Source organism: Rhodoferax sp. (assembly GCF_030646845.1).
GTDB lineage: Bacteria > Pseudomonadota > Gammaproteobacteria > Burkholderiales > Burkholderiaceae_C > Rhodoferax.
The window spans coordinates 15,399-34,695 of sequence record NZ_JAUSLE010000081.1 but is presented as its reverse complement, the minus strand read 5'-3'; the positions used below and the strand labels follow the sequence as shown (position 1 = coordinate 34,695).

The 19,297-nt window shown below is 62.7% G+C and carries 18 protein-coding genes and 1 tRNA gene; 13 read left to right on the top strand and 6 right to left on the bottom strand.

The genetic code is table 11. The annotated features are described in order from the left end of the window. The 4 genes from Q7T10_RS19460 to Q7T10_RS19445 all read right to left on the bottom strand — a co-directional run. The coding region (locus tag Q7T10_RS19460; RefSeq protein ID WP_304751374.1) for a CmpA/NrtA family ABC transporter substrate-binding protein at positions 1-837 on the bottom strand (837 nt) is incomplete at its 3' end. A gap of 319 nt (positions 838-1,156) precedes the next feature. Then, positions 1,157-2,563: an efflux transporter outer membrane subunit gene (locus Q7T10_RS19455; RefSeq protein WP_304751373.1), complete on the bottom strand. Its 1,407-nt coding sequence runs from the start codon at positions 2,561-2,563 to the stop codon at positions 1,157-1,159. Positions 2,564-2,589: 26 nt separating this feature from the next. Continuing rightward, positions 2,590-5,748 carry an efflux RND transporter permease subunit gene (locus Q7T10_RS19450; RefSeq protein WP_304751372.1) on the bottom strand — a complete coding sequence of 1,053 codons (3,159 nt, stop codon included), beginning with the start codon at positions 5,746-5,748 and terminating at the stop codon, positions 2,590-2,592. Positions 5,749-5,760: 12 nt separating this feature from the next. Further along, entirely contained in the window at positions 5,761-7,056 is a 1,296-nt protein-coding gene (locus tag Q7T10_RS19445; RefSeq protein WP_304751371.1) for an efflux RND transporter periplasmic adaptor subunit, read from the bottom strand. A gap of 145 nt (positions 7,057-7,201) precedes the next feature. Here Q7T10_RS19445 and Q7T10_RS19440 point away from each other — a divergent pair, with 145 nt between their 5' ends. Further along, positions 7,202-7,849, top strand: a complete 648-nt coding sequence (locus tag Q7T10_RS19440; RefSeq protein WP_304751369.1) for a TetR family transcriptional regulator — start codon at positions 7,202-7,204, stop codon at positions 7,847-7,849. Between the two features lie 13 nt (positions 7,850-7,862). Here the strand turns inward: Q7T10_RS19440 and Q7T10_RS19435 are convergent, their stop codons facing one another. Beyond that, the gene (locus Q7T10_RS19435) at positions 7,863-8,489 is read right to left on the bottom strand and encodes an ANTAR domain-containing response regulator (protein WP_304751367.1); all 627 of its coding nucleotides are present in this window, start codon (positions 8,487-8,489) and stop codon (positions 7,863-7,865) included. 94 nt (positions 8,490-8,583) lie between these two features. Between Q7T10_RS19435 and tsaD the strand changes: the two genes are divergently transcribed. Continuing rightward, positions 8,584-9,636: a tRNA (adenosine(37)-N6)-threonylcarbamoyltransferase complex transferase subunit TsaD gene (tsaD, locus tag Q7T10_RS19430; RefSeq protein WP_304751376.1), complete on the top strand. Its 1,053-nt coding sequence runs from the start codon at positions 8,584-8,586 to the stop codon at positions 9,634-9,636. A gap of 55 nt (positions 9,637-9,691) precedes the next feature. Here tsaD and Q7T10_RS19425 read toward each other — a convergent pair whose 3' ends face one another. Further along, complete coding sequence (locus Q7T10_RS19425; protein WP_304751365.1) at positions 9,692-10,072, bottom strand: Hsp20/alpha crystallin family protein; 381 nt, start codon at positions 10,070-10,072, stop codon at positions 9,692-9,694. Positions 10,073-10,167: 95 nt separating this feature from the next. Between Q7T10_RS19425 and Q7T10_RS19420 the strand changes: the two genes are divergently transcribed. From Q7T10_RS19420 to Q7T10_RS19370, 11 genes are all read left to right on the top strand, one after another. Further along, entirely contained in the window at positions 10,168-11,451 is a 1,284-nt protein-coding gene (locus Q7T10_RS19420; protein WP_304751363.1) for a branched-chain amino acid ABC transporter substrate-binding protein, read from the top strand. Positions 11,452-11,475: 24 nt separating this feature from the next. Next, complete coding sequence (locus Q7T10_RS19415; protein WP_304751361.1) at positions 11,476-12,651, top strand: pyridoxal phosphate-dependent aminotransferase; 1,176 nt, start codon at positions 11,476-11,478, stop codon at positions 12,649-12,651. 119 nt (positions 12,652-12,770) lie between these two features. Further along, positions 12,771-13,037 carry a 30S ribosomal protein S15 gene (rpsO, locus tag Q7T10_RS19410; RefSeq protein ID WP_304751360.1) on the top strand — a complete coding sequence of 89 codons (267 nt, stop codon included), beginning with the start codon at positions 12,771-12,773 and terminating at the stop codon, positions 13,035-13,037. A gap of 202 nt (positions 13,038-13,239) precedes the next feature. After that, positions 13,240-15,360: a polyribonucleotide nucleotidyltransferase gene (pnp, locus tag Q7T10_RS19405; RefSeq protein WP_304751358.1), complete on the top strand. Its 2,121-nt coding sequence runs from the start codon at positions 13,240-13,242 to the stop codon at positions 15,358-15,360. Between the two features lie 71 nt (positions 15,361-15,431). Next, positions 15,432-16,427, top strand: a complete 996-nt coding sequence (locus Q7T10_RS19400) for an NAD(P)H-quinone oxidoreductase (RefSeq protein ID WP_304751356.1) — start codon at positions 15,432-15,434, stop codon at positions 16,425-16,427. Then, positions 16,424-17,167, top strand: coding sequence for a triose-phosphate isomerase (tpiA, locus tag Q7T10_RS19395; protein WP_304751354.1), 744 nt, complete (start codon positions 16,424-16,426; stop codon positions 17,165-17,167). Before Q7T10_RS19400 ends, tpiA begins: the two co-directional genes overlap by 4 nt. A gap of 37 nt (positions 17,168-17,204) precedes the next feature. Further along, entirely contained in the window at positions 17,205-17,558 is a 354-nt protein-coding gene (gene secG / locus Q7T10_RS19390; protein WP_304751352.1) for a preprotein translocase subunit SecG, read from the top strand. A gap of 119 nt (positions 17,559-17,677) precedes the next feature. Then, positions 17,678-17,762 (top strand) — tRNA-Leu (locus Q7T10_RS19385). A 61-nt stretch (positions 17,763-17,823) separates the two neighbouring features. Further along, positions 17,824-18,183, top strand: coding sequence for an NADH-quinone oxidoreductase subunit A (locus Q7T10_RS19380; RefSeq protein WP_304751375.1), 360 nt, complete (start codon positions 17,824-17,826; stop codon positions 18,181-18,183). Between the two features lie 4 nt (positions 18,184-18,187). Further along, positions 18,188-18,667, top strand: a complete 480-nt coding sequence (locus Q7T10_RS19375) for an NADH-quinone oxidoreductase subunit B family protein (RefSeq protein WP_296699902.1) — start codon at positions 18,188-18,190, stop codon at positions 18,665-18,667. Positions 18,668-18,676: 9 nt separating this feature from the next. After that, positions 18,677-19,285, top strand: coding sequence for an NADH-quinone oxidoreductase subunit C (locus tag Q7T10_RS19370; protein WP_304751350.1), 609 nt, complete (start codon positions 18,677-18,679; stop codon positions 19,283-19,285). Positions 19,286-19,297 lie beyond the last annotated feature (12 nt).

Sequence of the window (19,297 nt, the reverse complement as noted above, 5' to 3'; positions counted from 1 at the left end):
GGCCAGGCTCGCGTCGATCCAGCGGCCGGCTTCCATGATCGCCATCATCACGGCGCGGCAGGTGTTGGGATTTTTCTTGACGAAGTCGGCGGTGGTGCCCAGCGTCTTCTCGGGGTGGTCCTTCCAGATGTCCTGGGTGGTGTTGGCGGTCACTCCGATGCCGTCCATGATGGCGCGGTGGTTCCAGGGCTCGCCGACGCAGAAGCCGTCCATGTTGCCCACGCGCATGTTGGCCACCAACAGCGGTGGTGGCACCACGATGGCGCGCGCGTCCTTCATGGGGTCAATGCCCGCTGCGGCCAGCCAGTAGTACATCCACATGGCATGCGTGCCGGTGGGGAAGGTCTGGGCGAAGGTGTATTCACGCTTCTCGGCCGCCATCAGCCTGGCCAGGCCCGCACCGTCCACTGCGCCTTTGTCAGCCAGCTTTTTGGACAGGGTGATGGCCTGGCCGTTGTGGTTGAGGTTCATCAGCACCGCCATGTCTTTCTTGGCGCCGCCCACGCCCAGGTGCACGCCGTAGATCAGGCCGTACAGCACGTGGGCAAAGTCGAGTTCACCGGTCACCAGTTTGTCGCGCACACCGGCCCAGCTGGCTTCCTTGGTCGGGATGATCTTGACGCCATATTTCTTGTCGATGCCCAGTACCGAGGCCATCACCACGCTGGCGCAGTCGGTCAGCGGAATGAAGCCGATCTTGACTTCGGTTTTTTCCGGCGCGTCGGAGCCTGCGGCATAGACAGCAGTGCGCAGGGCCGGGCTGATGCCAACGGCACCGACAGCGGCGGTCTGCAAAACAGCGCGGCGGCTGAGGCTGGTTTTAAGAAGATCGGTCATCGCACACTCCTGAAAAAAAAACAAACAAAAAAAGGCGTCCGCACGAAGCCGGTGTGCGACGGGTCTGTCGCTGCCTGCTTGTGGGGACGCCTTTGTCCGGTTACGAAGTTCCCGGCCCGCCGTTGGACCAGAACCCTCGCATGACCCTTGCGGGTCTCGGAGTTATCTATGCAATGACCATGCCAGTTTTTTCGGAGGGCGAATTGCTATCTAAATAATAGCTACCTTCGCTTGTTGCATGAGGGCTAGGGCCGTATTTGATGCTTGATGGATGGGTGTGCACTGTTGTTGTGCAGTGCACCAAAATGGAGGTGCGGGTTCAGGGTGAGGGGGGTGGCGCCCCACCCCCCAGCGCCTTGTACAGCACGACCTGGTTCTGCAAATACGCCAGCCGGGTTTGCGCCACGGCCTGCTGGACGCCGAACAGCGAGCGTTGCGCGTCCAGCAGTTCCAGGTAGCTGGCAACACCGTTGCGGTAGCGCAGGTCGGCCAGGCGGAAACGGTCGGCCTCGGCGTCGTTCTGAACTTGCTGGGCTTGCAGTTGTTCGCCCAGCGTGGCGCGCCCGGCCAGGGCGTCGGCCACTTCGCGAAAGGCGGTCTGGATTGCTTTTTCGTACTGCGCCACGGCGATGTCACGGCCGACCTTGGCGGAGCTCAGGTTGGCCTGGTTGCGGCCGGCGTCAAAGATCGGCAGCAGCGCCTGCGGCGCCAGCGTCCAGCCCCAGGAGCCGTCTTTGAAGAGTCCCGCCAGCTCACTGCTGGCCGAGCCCGCGCTGGCGGTGAGCGAGATGCGCGGGAAGAACGCCGCGCGCGCCGCGCCGATGCTGGCATTGGCCGCGATCAGCTGCTGCTCCGCCTGGCGGATGTCCGGGCGGCGCTGAAGCAGGTCGGACGGCAGGCCCGTTGGCACTTCACGGAATGTGGCCCCCGCGCTGGTCAGCAGCGCATCGGGCAGGGGCTGCCCCACCAGCAGGGTGAGCGCGTTCACGTCCAGCGCCCGCAGCCGCCGCTGCTGGGCCAGGGTGGCGCGGGCCGCCGCGGTCAGCGATTCGGCCTGCCGGAAGTCCAGCGCCGAGGCGGCGCCGTTGTCCAGGCGCAGCTTGGTCAGGCGCAGCGAGTCGTCGCGCGTGGCGAGCGTGCGCTGCGTCAACGCCAACAGTTCGTCGTTGGTCTGCAGGCTCAGCCAGGCGTTGGCTACGGCGGCGATCAGACTGATCTGCGCCGCTTTGCGTGCCTCCTCGGTTGCCAGGTACTGCGCCAGTGCCGATTCCTTCAGGCTGGCCACGCGGCCAAAGAAATCAATTTCCCACGACGCCATCGCCAGGCCCGCGGTGTAGGCACTGCCGATGCCACCGCTGCCGTCGGTCTTGGGCTGGCGCAGGCCAGTGGCCGCCAGGTTGAGCGTGGGAAACTGGTCGGCGCGGCGGATCTGGTAGGTCGCGCGCACCTGCTCGATGTTGAGCACTGCCACGCGCAGGTCGCGGTTGTTGGCCAGCGCCAGGCGGATCAGTTCGCGCAAGGAAGCGTCGCCGATGAAGTCCTGCCACGCCAACTCAGCGGCGGGGACAGTGGCTTCGTTGGTCGCCGTGGCGCTGAGGACGGGCCACTGCGCAGCCACGGGCGCGGCCGGGCGTTCGTAGGTCGGGATCATCGAGCAGCCGGCCAGCGTGGCAACGGCGGCCAAGGTCAGCAGGGATCGGGAAGAACGGGAAGAGGGCAGCTTCATGGAACGTGTGTGAAGATTGGTCTTGCTCATCGGTTTGTGCCGTGCACCCCCATGTGGGCGGCCTGGGCCGCATGGATTTCGTGCTGGCGGGCGGTGTCCTTGAACAGGCTGCGCACGACGACGAAGAAGATGGGCACGAACACCACCGCCAGCGCCGTGCCGACCAGGATGCCGCCGATCACGCCGGTGCCAATGGCCCGCTGGCTGGCCGAGCCCGCACCCGAGGAAATCGCCAGCGGCAGCACCCCCAGCGTGAAGGCCAGCGAAGTCATCACGATCGGACGGAAGCGCAGATGCGCGGCCGCCAGCGCCGATTCAATCACGCTCTTGCCCTGGGCCTGCAGGTCCTTGGCGAATTCGATGATCAAAATGGCGTTCTTGGCCGACAGGCCGATGATGGTGATCAGGCCAACCTGGAAGTAGACGTCGTTCGAGTAGCCGCGCAGCAGCGTGGCCAGCAGCACGCCCAGCACCCCCAGCGGCACCACCAGGATCACCGCCAGCGGAATGGTCCAGCTTTCATACAGCGCCGCCAGGCACAGGAACACGGCCAGGATGGCGAAGGCGTACACGATGAGCGCCTGCGCGCCGGCCAGTTTTTCTTCGCGCGATTGACCGGTCCACTCAAAGCCGAAGCCCTGTGGCAGCTGGGCCGCCAGGCGCTCCATCTCGGCCATGGCGGCCCCGGTGCTTTGACCCGGGGCGGCGCTGCCGCTGATGCGCATCGAGGGGTAGCCGTTGTAGCGCACGGTCTGCATGGCGCCCGTGATCCAGCGCGTGCTGGCGAAGCTGGAGAGCGGCACCGCCTGGCCCCGGCCGTTGAGCACATTGAGATTGAGCAGGTCCTCGGGCTGCATGCGCGCGGGTGCGTCGGCCTGCACCACCACCCGCTGCAGGCGCCCGGCATTGGGAAAGTCGTTCACATAGCTGGAACCCAGAGCAGTGGAAATCGCGCTGTTGATGGCGTCATAGGTGACGCCCAGGGCGCTGGCCTTGTTGCGGTCAATGTCCAGCTGCAACTGTGGTGCGTCTTCCAGTCCGTCAGGTCGCACCTGGGTGATGACTTTGCTTTGTGCCGCCAGGCCCAGCAACTGGCCGCGCGCGGCCAGCAGCGCGTCGCGGCCCAGCCCTGCGCGGTCCTGCAGGCGGAAGCTGAAGCCGGAGGAGGCCCCCAGCTCAGGAATCGGCGGCGGGCTTAACGGGAAGATGAACGCATCGCGAATGCCCCCGAGCGCGCCGAAGGCGCGGCCAGCCACGGCCTGGGCCGAATTGCCGGGGCCGGTGCGCTCGGTCCAGTCCTTGAGCGTGATGAACCCCAGCGCGGCATTCTGGCCCTGGCCCGAGAAGCTGAAGCCGAGCACGCTGACCATGCTCTGCACCTCGGGCTGCTTGAGCATGTAGCCTTCGACCTGCTGCATCACGGCACGGGTGCGCTCCTGGGTGGCACCGGGTGGCAGCTGCACGTTCACCAGCATCGTGCCCTGGTCCTCGTTGGGCAGGAAGGAAGTAGGCAGGCGCAGGTAGACCACGGCGGCGGCGGCGACGATGGCCCCATAGATCACCAGGTAGCGGGCGGCACGCGGCAGCAGCCGGGCCACGCCACTTTCGTAGCCTTTGGCTGTGCGCGCAAAGCCGCGGTTGAACCAGCCGAAGAAACCTTTCTTCTCGTGGTGGTGGCCGGCCTCAACCGGCTTGAGCAGCGTGGCGCACAGCGCCGGCGTGAGCGACAACGCGAGGAACGCCGAGAACGCGATGGACACGCCCATCACCGCTGAAAACTGGCGGTAGATGTTGCCTACCGAGCCACTGAAGAACGCCAATGGCACGAACACCGCGATCAGCACCACCGTCACGCCGATGATGGCCCCGGAGATCTGACCCATGGCCTTGCGCGTGGCCTCCAGCGGTGGCAAGCCTTCTTCGCTCATGATGCGCTCGACGTTTTCGACCACCACAATGGCGTCATCCACCACGATGCCGATCACCAGCACCATGCCGAACATGGTCAGCACGTTGATCGAAAAACCCAGTGCCAGCAGCGTGGCAAACGTGCCCAGCAGCGCCACCGGTACCACGATGGTCGGGATGATGGTGTAGCGCCAGTTCTGCAGGAACAGGAACATCACCAGAAACACCAGCGCCACGGCTTCCAGCAGGGTTTGCGTCACCTGCCGGATGGAGATGTCGACAAAACGCGAGCTGTCATACGGAATGGTCCATTTCATGCCCTTGGGGAAGAAGCGTTCCAGTTCCTGCATCTTGGTGCGCACCGCCTTGGCGGTCGCCAGCGCATTGCCTGACGGCGAGAGCTGGACGCCGATGCCGGTCGAGGGCTGGCCGTTCAGCCGTGCCGAGGTGGCATAGGTCTGGGCGCCCAACTCAATGCGTGCCACGTCTTTCAGGCGCACGGTGGAGCCATCGGCGTTGGCACGCAGTACCACGTTGCCGAACTGCTCAATGCTGGAGAGCTGGCCGCTGACCACTACGGTGGCGGCAATGCCCTGGCCCGCGACGTTGGGCAGGCTGCCGATCTCGCCCGCGGATACCTGTGCGTTCTGGGCGCGGATGGCAGCGGTCACCTCCGCGGCCGAGAGGTTGAAGCCCATGAGCTTGGCCGGGTCGATCCAGATGCGCATGGCGCGCTCAGTGCCGAACAACTGCGCCTGGCCCACGCCGGGCAGGCGCTGCAGCTCGGGCACAACGCTGCGCGACGCATAGTCGCCCAGCGCCACCGGATCCCAGGCCGGGTCATCCGACGAGAGGATGGCAAACAGCAGGAAGTTGCTGCGCGACTTGTCCACGCGCACACCCTGTTGCGTCACCGCCGAAGGCAGACGCGGCGTGGCGCGTGACAGGCGGTTCTGCACGTCCACCTGGGCCAGGTCGGCATTGCTGCCGGGCTGGAAGCTGAGCGTGATCTGGCCTGTGCCATTGGCCTGCGCGACCGACTCCATATAGATCAGGCCGGGCGAGCCGTTCATTTCCTGCTCGATGACCGAGATCACGCTCTCTTCCAGCGTCCTGGCCGAGGCGCCGGGGTAGGAGGCTGAAATCACGATCGATGGCGGGGCCACCGGCGGGTACTGGGCAATCGGCAGTTGCGTGATGGCCACGGCGCCCATCACCACGATGAACAGTGCAATCACCCACGCGAAGATGGGGCGGTCGATGAAAAATTTTGCCATGACGCCGGCTCCTTAACGCGCTGCGCCGGAGGCCGCACTGGCGGGCGCTGACGCCACCGGTGCTGTGGCTGACGAAGCCGCCGGTGCAGCAGGTGCGGCCGACTGGCTGCCGGGTGCCTGCCAGGGCACAGGCTTGACCGGCGCGTCGCCGCGCAGCTTCTGAAAGCCATCCACCATCACCTGTTCGCCGGCCTTCAGGCCTTCCAGGATCACCCACTGGCCGCCCTGCTGGCCGCCGACCTTGACCGGGCGGGGACTGACTTTGCCGTCGGCACCGACCACCATGACCGAATCGCCTTGCGGTGAGCGCGTTACCGCCTGCTGTGGCAGCGTGAGCGCGTTGCTGGCCTGGGCCTGCTCGAGCCGCACGCGCACGTACAGGCCGGGCAGCAGCGCGCCGCCCGGGTTGGGCACCTCGGCGCGCAGCGTGATCTGGCCGGTGGTGGCGTCGACGGTCAGGTCCGAGAACAAGAGCTTGCCCGGGCGCGCGTATTCGCTGCCGTCTTCCAGCACCACGCGAACACTCGCCGCATTGCCGGTGCCGGCGCGTTTGAGCTGGCCGCCCTCCATGGCCCGGCGCAGCTTCATCACCTCGGCGGCCGACTGCGTGAAGTTCACGTACATCGGGTCAATCTGCTGGATGACAGCGAGCTGCGTCGCTTCGCCCTGGCCCACCAGGGCGCCTTCGGTCACCAGTGAGCGGCCAATGCGGCCCGAGATCGGGGCCGTCACCGTGGCGTAATTCAGGTTGATGCGGGCGGTCTGCACGGCGGCTTTGCCCATCGCGACGTCGGCCTCGGCCTGTTTGCGGGCCGCCTGGGCGTTCACGAACTCCTGCTGGCTGATGGCCTGGGCCTCTGCCAGTGGTTTGTAGCGCTCGGCTTGCGCACTGGCCTGCATCAGGTTGGCCTCGGCTCTGGCCAGGCTGCCCTGGGCGCTGGCATAAGCGGCCTGGTAAGGGCTGGCGTCAATCTCGAACAAAGCTTGACCGGCTTTCACGTCGCTGCCTTCCCGAAACAAGCGCTTTTGCAGAATGCCCGCGGCCCGTGCCCGCACCTGGGCCACACGCGAGGCTTCCAGCCGGCCAGGCAATTCAGTGATCAGGCCCACATCGCCCGGCGTGACGGTGACGACGCCCACTTCGGCCGGGGGCATGCCGCCCGCAGGGCCAGCCGGTGCCGTGCTGCTTTGACCGCAGCCCGCCAGCAGGGCCGCCAGGCCGATGGCGCTCAAGGCCAGCCGGCTGTGCCAGGACGAGCGCTGAGGAAAAGGGGAAACGAAGGCAAGCCGAGTGCAAGGTGCAGGCATGGTGTTTTTCCGGAAAGAGGGGGATAGAAATCGGTTTCTGCTGCATGGTGTGCAAAAGCATCGCGATTGTCAAAGTATACATACAATGATGAATGTATGAGTCTGGATGCTGTGCCATTCCTGCCATTTTTTGAAGGACGCCCGTATGGCTCGCTGCACCAAAGAAGAAGCTCTCGCGACCCGCCTTCGCCTGCTGGATGCGGCCGAGCATGTGTTTGCCGAAAAGGGCGTTTGCCGCACCTCCCTGCATGACATTGCACAGGCCGCGGGCGTGAGCCGCGGGGCGATCTACTGGCATTTCAAGAACAAGGCGGATCTGTTCAACGCCATGATGGAGCGCGTCACCCTGCCCATGGAGGAGGCGTTGCACCAGGTTGGACACGACGGCGGACTGGATCCCCTGGATGAACTGCTGCGCGCGATTCTGGACGCCGTGCGCAAGATCGCCTCGGACGACCGGACCCGTCGTGTCTTTGAAGTGGCCACCCTCAAAGTGGAGTACGTCAATGAACTGCTGGCAGTGCAGACGCGCCAACTGCAGATTCAGGCCGACGCGGTGGGCCACATGCAGCGCAGCCTGCGCGACGCCAGTGCGCGTCGGGCGACACCCTTGCCGGTTTCGCCATTGGCCGCGGCGCATGGTTTGCATGCGCTGGTGGTGGGGCTCATCCATACCTGGTTGCTGGCCCCGCAGGCCTTTGAGTTGGTGGATGTCGCCGAAATGGCGATGCAGACCTATCTGGCCGGCTTGGGACTGAAGCCGGGACCAGGACCAGTAGTCCACAGGGATTGAACGGCAGCGCGGCTCAGCCCAGCAGATCCATCACATCGAGCATGCGCTGCGCCACGTCGGCCAGCTTCAGGCCTTTGTCCATGGCGGTTTTTCGCATCTTCTCAAAGGCGGCCTGTTCGCTCAAGCCCTGGCGCTGCATCAGCAGGCCCTTGGCCCGGTCAATGACTTTGCGGTCCTGCAACTCGGTCTTGGTGGCGGCCAGTTCCTGCCGCAGCGCCTGTTCGTGCTGGAAGCGCGCCATGGCCACGTCCAGAATGGGGCGGATGCGCTCGCTCGAGAGCCCGGCCACGATATAAGCCGATACGCCAGCGGCCACGGCGTCCTTCACGTGGCGGGTGTCGCTGTCGTTGGTGAACATGACGATGGGGCGGCGCGCATCCCGGGTTGCCATCACCACATGCTCCAGGGCGTCGCGAGCCTCGCTCTCCGCGTCCACGATGATCATGTCGGGTTGCAACTGGGCGATGCGCTCCTGCAAGAACACATCGGCCGGGAGCACGGCCACCAGGTTGAAACCGTTCTCCAGCAGGCCAATGCGCAGGCTGCGGGAGCGCTCCGCCTGGTTGATGGCGTAGTCATCGCTCTGGTCCTCTACGGCCAGATCGGGGGCGACGACGACAATTTTGAGGGCTTCATTCATACCGTTTTTCATGCAAGAATCGCGCCAGATTGGCGCCTCCGCGCGGCTTGCGAAGGGTGTGCATCCCCTAAACTCGGACGCTATGGTGAAAAACTTGCGGGTGTTGGGGATTGAGTCCTCGTGCGATGAGACGGGCGTGGCGCTGGTCGAGGTACAGGGTGCCGGCGTGCCGGTGCTGTTGGCGGAGGCCCTTTACAGCCAGATCGAGATGCATCAGGCGTACGGCGGCGTAGTCCCCGAGCTGGCCAGTCGCGACCATATTCGCCGCGTGCTGCCCCTGACAGAACAAGTGCTTGCTTCCTCGGGACGAACCCTGGCCGACGTGGATGTGGTGGCCTTCACCCGTGGTCCCGGTCTGGCGGGGGCCTTGCTGGTCGGGGCGGGTGTGGCGTGCGCGCTGGGCGCGGCGCTGGGCAAGCCGGTGCTGGGTGTGCACCACCTCGAAGGCCACTTGCTGTCGCCTTTTCTCAGTGCCGATCCACCGGAGTTTCCGTTCGTCGCCCTGCTGGTGTCGGGCGGCCACACCCAATTGATGCGGGTGGATGGGGTCGGGCGTTACACGCTGCTGGGCGAGACGATTGACGACGCGGCGGGTGAGGCTTTTGACAAGTCGGCCAAGCTGCTGGGCCTGGGTTATCCGGGTGGCCCGGCGCTTTCAAGACTGGCCGAGCAAGGTGACCCTGCCGCGTTCAAGTTGCCACGCCCCTTGTTGCACAGCGGAAACCTTGATTTTTCGTTTGCTGGCTTGAAGACGGCGGTGATGGTGCAGGCGAAGAAGCTGGCGCTGGCGCAAGACTGCGCGGTCACGGACTTGCCCGCGAACGTGCTGGCCGACCTGGCGGCATCCACCCAGGCGGCGATCGTGGAAGTGCTGGTGAAGAAGTCACTGGCGGCGCTGAATCAGGCCGGTTTGAAGCGGCTGGTGGTGGCGGGCGGCGTCGGCGCCAACCGGATGCTGCGCGAACAGCTGAACAGCGAGTGCGCCAGGCGCCAGGTGCGGGTGCATTACCCGGAGCTGCATTTGTGCACCGACAACGGCGCCATGATTGCGATGGCGGCTGCCATGCGCCTGCAGTCCGGACAGCAAACAGCCAGCGAGGTGTACGCTTTCGACGTCAAACCGCGCTGGCCGCTAGATTCACTATAAATGGGCAGCTAGCCTACGTATTCATTTCCTGTATAGCTATCGTATTAATAGCAAATCAGTTGACCGTCAACTGGGTCACCCGGCTCACCGGCACTTGTTTTCCGAGCTTGAGCGTGAGCACACCGTTCTCCAGTCTGGCCTCGCTGGTGGTCACGTCGATGTCCTGCGGCAGTTCATACGCTTGCTTGTATTGGCGTGGCGCGCCGGCCTGGGTTTCGATCCGCACAATGTTGCCTTCAATGCCGATGTTCAACTGGTCTTTCGCGATGCCGGGTACGTCAAAGGTCAGCGTGTAGGACTTGTCATCCTGTGCGACGGCGCATGCTGTCTGACGGCTGGCCCGTTGCGCCTCGGACAGGAAACGCTCCAGGGAACGAGCTGCAGGCGAATAGGCTTGACGACGCAAGCTGGCAGGGGCGGTGGTGGCAAAAAACATGGTTTAACTCCTTGTACACTGCGCGGCGTTCAACATGAATCGCCGCCTGTACCGAATCTGCGAGTGAAGCGGTGGTTTTCAAGAGAGATTCCCATATGTTTATTCTTCCCCGCTGGGCCTTGAAATTGCTGGCCGTGGCGCTATGTGTGCCGACCCTGGCGATGGCGCAGCCAACGCCAGCCCCCATCAAGGTCGCGATGATCGAAAGCTTGAGCGGTCCGTTTGGCAACACCGGCGAGGCGGTGTCTCGCAACCTGATCTGGGCCATGGAGCGCGTCAACGCCCGCGGTGGGGTCAAGCTTGGTGTGGCCGGCGGCGGCGCGCGTCCGCTGGCGCTGGAGCGTTACGACAGCAAAGGTCAGACCGAGGAGGCCCTGTCGGCGCTGAAGTCGGCCATTGACGACGGTGCGCAGTTCATCATGCAGGGCAACTCGTCGGCGACGGCGGCGGCCCTGATTGAGGCGATCAACAAGCACAACGAGCGCGAGCCGGGCAAGCGCGTGGTGTTTCTGAACTATTCAGCGGTCGATCCCATTTTGACGAATGAGAAGTGCAGTTTCTGGCACTTTCGCTTTGACGCCCACGCCGACATGCGCATGAGCGCATTGATGGAGGTGCTGAAGGACGACAAAGCCCTCAAGAGTGTCTACATCATTGGCCAGGACTACAGCTTCGGCCATGCCGTCGCGCGCGAAGCCAAACGCCAGCTGGGCGTGCTGCGCCCAGACGTGCAACTGGTCGGCGAAGAGCTGCACCCGATCGGCCGTGTCAAGGACTTCCTGCCCTACGCGGCCAAGATCAAGTCCAGCGGCGCGCAGGCGGTGATCACCGGCAATTTCGGCAACGACCTGACGCTGCTCGTCAAGGCGGCGAAAGAGGTCGGCTTCGAGGGCAAGTTCTACACCTTCTACGGCAATGCGCTGGGCGCACCGGCTGCCATTGGCGATGCCGGTATTGGCCGGGTGGTGGCGGTGGCTGACTGGCTGCCCAATGTGCAGACGGCGCAAAGTGAAGCCTTCTACCAGTCGTTTCGCCAGCGTTTCCCCAAGCCGGCCGACGACTACGTGCACATGCGCATGCAGCTGATGGTGGAGTCATTGGCGCAGGCAATTGAAAAAGCCGGTACTACCAATTCGATAGCTGTTGCCGCCCAGCTGGAGAGGGCTAACATCACTTTTGCTTCGCAGAGCGGAGCGATGCGGGCGTCCGATCACCAGTTTCAGCAACCCCTGGTGGTGGGCATGATGGACCGGCAGGGCGCCCCCGGCGTGAAGTTTGATGTGGAAGGCTCGGGTTACGGGTTTCGGGTCATCAAGACCATTGCCGCGGCCAGCGCCGAGCAGCCCACCAGCTGCAAGATGCAGCGCCCCGCGCAGTAACCCTGTTCCCAACCTGAGGCCGCCATGCGCCAAGTCATTCAGAACCTCGAAGAATCCAGAATCCGCGAAGTCGCCAACGCCGGCATGGGACGCAGCGATGTGCTGGCTTTCTGGTTTGGCGAGAGCGACGAAGTCACGCCTGATTTCATTCGCCAGGCGGCCATCGATTCGCTGCAGCGCGGCGAGACCTTCTATTCCCACAACCTGGGCCTGCCCGAGTTGCGCGAGGCCATCTCGGACTACATGAGCGCGCGGCATGGCCCCATTGGCGTGGATCGCGTGGCCGTCACCAGCGGCGGCGTCAACGCGCTGATGCTGGCCATGCAGCAACTGGTGGATGCGGGCGACGAGGTGGTGGCGGTGACGCCCGTGTGGCCGAACCTGACGGCGCAGCCCGCTATCATGGGGGCCCGCGTCAAGTGCGTGGCGCTGAGCCCGGTCGGTGGCGCGTGGACGCTGGATATGCAGGCACTGCTGGCAGCCGTCACAGCGTCGACCAAGGTGCTGATCATCAACGCGCCGAACAACCCGACCGGCTGGACGCTGACCCGTGACGAGCAGCAGCGCATCCTGGACCATTGCCGGGGCACGGGAACCTGGATACTGGCGGATGAGGTCTATGAGCGGCTCTATTACGAGCCCACAAGCAATGGCTGCGCGCCCAGCTTTCTGGATGTGGCCGGTCCCGAGGACCGCCTGGTGGTGGTGCACAGTTTTTCCAAGAGTTTCCTCATGACCGGCTGGCGGCTCGGCTGGCTGGTGATGCCGCCCAGCATGACGCATCACATGGGCAAACTGATCGAGTTCAACACCTCGTGCGCCAGCGTCTTCACGCAGCGGGCAGGTGTGGCCGCCCTGCGGCGAACCGACGAGGTGACGCCCCGGGTCGTGGCCCATCTGAAGGCCTGCCGTGACACGCTGATTCCCCTGTTGCAGGCGATGCCGGGCGTGCAGGTGGCGCCGGCGCGCGGTGGCATGTACGCCTTTTTCCGGCTGGAGGGCTTCGACGATTCACTCACGACGGCCAAGCGGCTGGTCGTTGAGGCGGGTCTGGGCCTGGCACCGGGCGACGCATTTGCGCCTGAGGCCCGGGGATGGTTGCGCTGGTGCTTTGCCTCAAAGGATGCGCAGCGCCTGGAGGAGGGCGTGGAGCGCCTGCGGGGCTGGCTGGCGAAGCAAGCGACGCCGGGAACGGTTTAGCCCTGGGATGCCGCCGAACCGGCGTCGGGTTATAATCCAAAGGCTTTGCACACCGCAATAGCGCACGTCAGGGGCAGTTCCAGCGCCTGACGCAAGTTCAACACCATCAGGAAAATGAAATGATCGCATCCAGTATCAAAGCCGCTGTCGTCAAAGACAACGCACGCCAGGCCGGCGACACAGGCAGCCCAGAAGTCCAGGTGGCTCTGCTGACCGCCCGTATCAACGAACTCACCCCCCACTTCAAGACTCACGCCAAAGACCACCACGGTCGCCGCGGTCTGTTGCGCATGGTGAGCCGCCGCCGCAAGCTGCTGGACTATTTGAAGTCCAAAAACGCTGAACGTTACACCGCACTGATCGCCAAGCTGGGTCTGCGCAAGTAATCGATCCATCGAATGATGAACGCCTGAGTTAGGTTACTAGCTCAGGCGTTTGTTACTTCGGAGAAGGCATAAACGGAGCGAAGCTGTGTCATTCCACAGAAATTTAGAATCGAATTTCTCTGGAATGGCATCGTGTTCTGTGGTGCTGTATCCGGGCTCGGGCGAGGTGGCCTGCACTTCCCAAATTGACCAGGAGATAAAAATGAGCATATTCAACAAAGTCACCAAAACGTTCCAGTGGGGCCAGAACACGGTCACCATGGAAACCGGCGAGATCGCCCGTCAATCCACCGGCGCTGTGCTGCTGGACATGGACGGCACTGTGGTGCTGGCCACTGTGGTTGCCAAGACCGAAGGCAAAGCCGGTCAGGACTTCTTCCCCTTGACCGTCGACTACCTTGAGAAGACCTACGCCGCAGGCAAGATTCCCGGCAGCTTCTTCAAGCGCGAAGGCCGTCCCAGCGAGTTTGAAACGCTGACCAGTCGCCTGATTGATCGCCCGATCCGTCCGTTGTTCCCCGAAGGTTTCTTCAATGAAGTGCACGTGGTGGTTCACACCCTGTCACTGAACCCCGAAGTCGACGCCGACATTGCCGCCCTGATTGCTGTCAGCGCAGCGCTGTCCGTCAGTGGCATCCCATTCAGTGGCCCGATCGGTGCCGCCCGCGTGGGCTACGTCAACGGCGAATACGTGCTCAATCCCGGTCAGACCGCTCGCAAGGATTCCATTCTTGACCTGGTGGTGGCCGGTACCGAAGCTGCCGTGCTGATGGTGGAGTCCGAAGCCCAGCAATTGTCCGAAGAGATCATGCTCGGCGCCGTGGTGTTTGGCCATGAGCAGGGCAACATCGCCATCAACGCGATTCACGAACTGGTGCGTGATGCCGGCAAACCGGTGTGGGACTGGAAAGCCCCCGCCAAGAACGAGGCGCTGATCGCCCGCGTTGGTGCGCTGGCCCAGGACAAACTCGTGGCGGCCTACCAGATCCGCAACAAGCAGGCCCGTACCCGCGCCTGCCGCGAATCCTACGCTGTCGTGATGGCCGACCTGAAGCTCGACGGTGTCGCGTTTGACGCGGTTGCTGTCGAAGGCATGCTGTTTGACATTGAAGCCAAGATTGTTCGCAGCCAGATCCTGGCTGGCGAGCCCCGTATTGACGGCCGTGACACACGCACTGTGCGCGCCATCGAAATCCGCAACAGCGTGCTGCCCCGCACCCACGGCTCTGCCCTGTTCACGCGTGGCGAAACACAAGCGCTGGTGGTCACGACCCTGGGCACCGAGCGCGATGCACAACGCATCGACGCCCTGGCGGGTGAGTACGAAGACCGCTTCATGCTGCACTACAACATGCCTCCGTTCGCCACCGGTGAAACCGGTCGCGTGGGCACGCCCAAGCGCCGCGAAATCGGCCACGGCCGTCTGGCCAAGCGGGCTTTGATGGCGGTGCTGCCATCGAAGGAAGAGTTCCCCTACACCATGCGCGTGGTCTCGGAAATCACCGAGTCCAACGGCTCCTCGTCGATGGCTTCGGTCTGCGGCGGCTGTCTCTCGCTGATGGATGCTGGCGTGCCCATGAAAGCCCACGTGGCGGGCATCGCTATGGGTCTGATCAAGGAAGACAACCGCTTCGCCGTGCTGACCGACATCCTGGGCGATGAAGATCATCTGGGCGACATGGACTTCAAGGTGGCCGGTACCACCAACGGCATCACCGCCTTGCAGATGGACATCAAGATCCAGGGCATTACCAAGGAAATCATGCAAGTGGCACTGGCGCAGGCCAAGGAAGCGCGCATGCACATCCTGGGCAAGATGCAGGAAGCCATGGCCGAGGCCAAGACCGAAGTCTCCAACTTCGCACCGCGCCTGTTCACCATGAAGATCAATCCGGAGAAGATCCGTGATGTGATCGGCAAGGGTGGCTCCGTCATCCGTGCGCTGACCGAAGAGACCGGCACCCAGATCAACATCGACGAAGATGGCACCATCACCATCGCGTCGGCTGATCCAGCCAAGGCTGAGGAAGCCAAACGCCGCATCGAGCAGATCACGGCCGAAGTGGAAATCGGCAAGATCTACGAAGGTCCGATCACCAAGATCCTGGACTTCGGTGCGCTGGTCAACCTGCTGCCTGGCAAGGACGGTCTGCTGCACATCAGCCAGATCGCACACGAGCGTGTCGAGAAGGTCAGCGACTACCTGTCGGAAGGCCAGATCATCCGGGTCAAGGTCATGGAGACCGATGAGAAGGGCCGCGTCAAGCTGTCCATGAAGGCCCTGCTGGACCGTCCGGCCCAGAATGGCTCTGACCACGCTTGATGTTTTTTCGCTTGTTATGAAATTGATAGCGCCTCGCGCATACAGCACGGGGGCTATCGCCTGAAATGACTATGAAAGCCATCGAAATAACCTCGTTTGGTGCGCCCGACGTGCTGCGACTGGGTGAGCGACCTATGCCGGTACCGGGCGCGGGTGAGCTGCTCATTCGCGTCTCGGCCAGCGGCGTCAACCGGCCGGATGTGCTGCAACGCACGGGCAACTACCCGGTGCCGCCGGGTGCCTCGGATATTCCGGGCCTGGAGGTGGCGGGTGTGATCGAGCAGGGCGATGCGCAGGAACTCCTGCGCCATGGCTTCAAGCTGGGCGATCGGGTGTGCGCCTTGGTCGCCGGTGGCGGCTACGCCGAATATTGCGTGGCTCCGGTCGGGCAGTGTCTGCCGGTGCCCAAGGGCTTGAGTGACCTGGAAGCGGCTTCTTTGCCCGAGACCTTCTTCACGGTCTGGAGCAATGTGTTTGACCGCGTCGGTCTGCAGTCAGGTGAAACCTTGTTGATTCAGGGCGGCTCCAGCGGCATTGGCGTGACGGCCATCCAGCTGGCCAAAGCCATGGGTGCGCAGGTGATCGTGACGGCCGGCAGCGACGAGAAGTGCGCAGCCTGCCTGGCGCTTGGCGCCGACCATGCCATCAACCACAAGACGCACGATTTCCAGGACGAGGTCAAGCGACTGACCAGCGGCCAGGGCGTGAATGTCATTCTTGACATGGTCGCCGGCAGCTATGTGGCCAAAGAACTCGAGTGTCTGAGTGAGGATGGCCGCCTGGTCATCATTGCGGTGCAAGGTGGCGTCAAGAGCGAAATCAATGCCGGTCAGGTGCTGCGTCGGCGGCTCACGGTGACCGGCTCAACTTTGCGGCCGCGGCCGATTGCCTTCAAGGCGGCCATTGCGCAGGCTCTACTGAAAAATGTCTGGCCACTGATTGAGCAAGGCCGTATCAAGCCGGTGATTCACAGCACATTTGCGGCGCCGGATGCCTACAAGGCGCATGCCCTGATGGAGTCCAACCAGCATGTGGGAAAAATTGTTTTGACTTGGGGTGTGGCATGAAAAAGAAGCTGATCGCAGGCAACTGGAAAATGAACGGCAGCCTGGCTGCCAACGAGGGTTTGGTGACCGCGCTGCGGGCGGGGCTTGGCGTGCCCAATTGTCATGTGGCGCTGTGCGTGCCATCGGTGTATCTGCCACAAATGCAGGCGCTGGTTGCTGGCAGTTCAATTGATCTGGGGGCGCAAGACGTTTCCCAGCATGAGTCGGGTGCCTTCACGGGTGAAGTCTCGGGCAACATGCTCAAGGAATTTGGCGTGCATTATTGTATCGTGGGTCACTCAGAACGGCGTGAGTACCACTTCGAAACCGACGCTCTCGTCGCGGCCAAAACGCAGCGGGCGCTGGCCTGTGGCATCACGCCGATTGTGTGTGTGGGAGAGACGCTGGCCGAGCGTGAAGCCGGCAAGACTGAAGAGGTCGTCAAGCGTCAACTTGCGGCGGTGATTCACGCCAACGGCCATTGCATCAGTGAGATCGTGGTGGCGTATGAACCCGTGTGGGCCATCGGCACCGGCAAGACGGCCAGCACGGAGCAGGCACAGCAGGTGCATGCTGTGCTGCGGGCGCAATTGAAAGCGGCCTCGCCCCAGGCGGATCGCATCCACATCCTGTACGGTGGCAGCATGAATGCCGCCAATGCAGCGCAGTTGCTGGCGCAGCCTGACATTGACGGCGGCTTGGTGGGCGGTGCTTCGCTCAAAGCCCCGGATTTTTTATCAATTATTGCTTCTGCCCTCTGATTCAGGGGATTGGTTGCTACATATTTAGGAGTATTTAATGAGTGTTTTTCTAACTATTCTTCTTGCGGTTCAGATGATTTCGGCGGTGGCCATGATTGGTCTGATTCTGGTGCAGCACGGTAAGGGTGCGGACATGGGAGCCGCTTTCGGCAGTGGTGGCTCGGGCAGCCTGTTTGGCGCCACCGGCAGTGCGAACTTCCTCTCTCGAACAACGGCTGTGCTGGCCACTGTGTTCTTTGTCTGTACCCTGATGCTCGCTTATTTTGGTGCAGCGCGTCCGGCGGCGACCTCGGGCAGTGTGCTCGAGGGTGCGGCGGTGACAGCGCCCGCGCCAACGGCCGTCGTGCCTTCGACGCCAGCGTCTGGTGCAGCGCAAATCCCTTCCAAGTGATTGCCGCCGAAATTGCTGGTTGCGGTCCAAATACCGGGTGATTTCAGGGTAAACTCTAAGTCTGTCTGGAAAGCCAAATCCGCAGGGATTGCCTCACGCAATCCAGACACAAAAAAGCCGCCGTCGTGGTGAAATTGGTAGACACGCTATCTTGAGGGGGTAGTGGCGAAAGCTGTGCGAGTTCGAGTCTCGCCGACGGCACCAAACAAAAATATGCTTGCTGCAGATCAATGCAGCAAGCAAAGAATTTGATCAGAATCTCCAGATGAACCTTGATCAGTATCTGCCAGTCCTTTTGTTCATCCTGGTTGGCATCGCTGTCGGCATTGTCCCACAGGTGCTTGGTTATTTTCTGGGGCCGAATCGGCCCGATCCCGCGAAAAACTCCCCTTACGAATGCGGCTTCGAAGCTTTCGAAGATGCCCGCATGAAATTCGACGTGCGCTACTACCTGGTGGCCATTCTGTTTATCTTGTTCGATCTGGAGACGGCATTCTTGTTTCCGTGGGCGGTGTCGCTCAAGGATACCGGCCTGCTTGGGTTTTTGATTGGTGCAGAGTTTGTGCTTGTTCTTGCCATTGGGTTCGTTTACATGTGGCAAAAAGGCGCACTGGACTGGGAGTAGCGGAATGATTGAAGGTGTTTTGAAAGAGGGCTTTGTCACCACCAGTTACGACTCGGTGATGAACTGGGCGAAGACGGGTTCCGTCTGGCCCATGACTTTCGGTCTGGCTTGCTGCGCAGTTGAGATGATGCATGCGGCAGCCGCACGGTACGATATCAGCCGCTTTGGTGCCGAGGTCTTCCGTGCGAGTCCGCGCCAGTCCGACCTGATGATCGTGGCCGGCACGCTGTGCAACAAGATGGCGCCTGCGTTGCGCAAGGTCTACGACCAGATGTCCGAGCCGCGCTGGGTCATCAGCATGGGTTCATGTGCCAATGGCGGTGGCTATTACCACTACAGTTATTCGGTGGTACGGGGCTGCGACCGCATCGTGCCGGTCGATGTGTATGTGCCCGGTTGCCCGCCGACCGCCGAAGCCCTTCTGTACGGCATCATGCAGTTGCAGCAAAAGATTCGCCGCACGCAGACGATTGCACGTGCCTGAAGGATTGTGATGACTGTTTTTGCTGTAAATCCAGGCGCTCTTAAAGACACCATTGCTGCCGCACTCGGTGACAAGGTCCGTCACATCCATGTTGCATTGGGTGAGGTGACTGTGGTGGTCGCCGCCGCTGACTACCTCGATGTCGCCAAAACTCTGCGTGATGCACCGGGCTGCTGTTTCGAGCAGCTGATGGACTTGTGCGGCGTGGACTATTCCGAATACAAGGGCGGTGGCCTTGAAGGTTCGCGCTACTGCGTGGTGCTGCACTTGCTGTCCGTCAGTCTGAATCAGCGGGTCCGGTTGAAGGTGTTCGCCCCGGATGATGATTTTCCATTGGTGGCCTCGGTGACGGACATCTGGAATTCCGCCAACTGGTTCGAGCGCGAAGCGTTTGACCTGTTCGGCATAGTGTTTGAGGGTCACAACGATTTGCGTCGCATTCTGACGGATTACGGCTTCATCGGCCATCCGTTCCGCAAGGACTTCCCTTTGAGTGGTCATGTCGAGATGCGCTATGACGCGGAGAGTCGACGTGTCGTTTATCAGCCCGTCACGATTGAGCCGCGCGAAATCACGCCGCGCATCATTCGTGAAGACAACTACGGAGGCCTGCACTAGGCAGTATGTGTC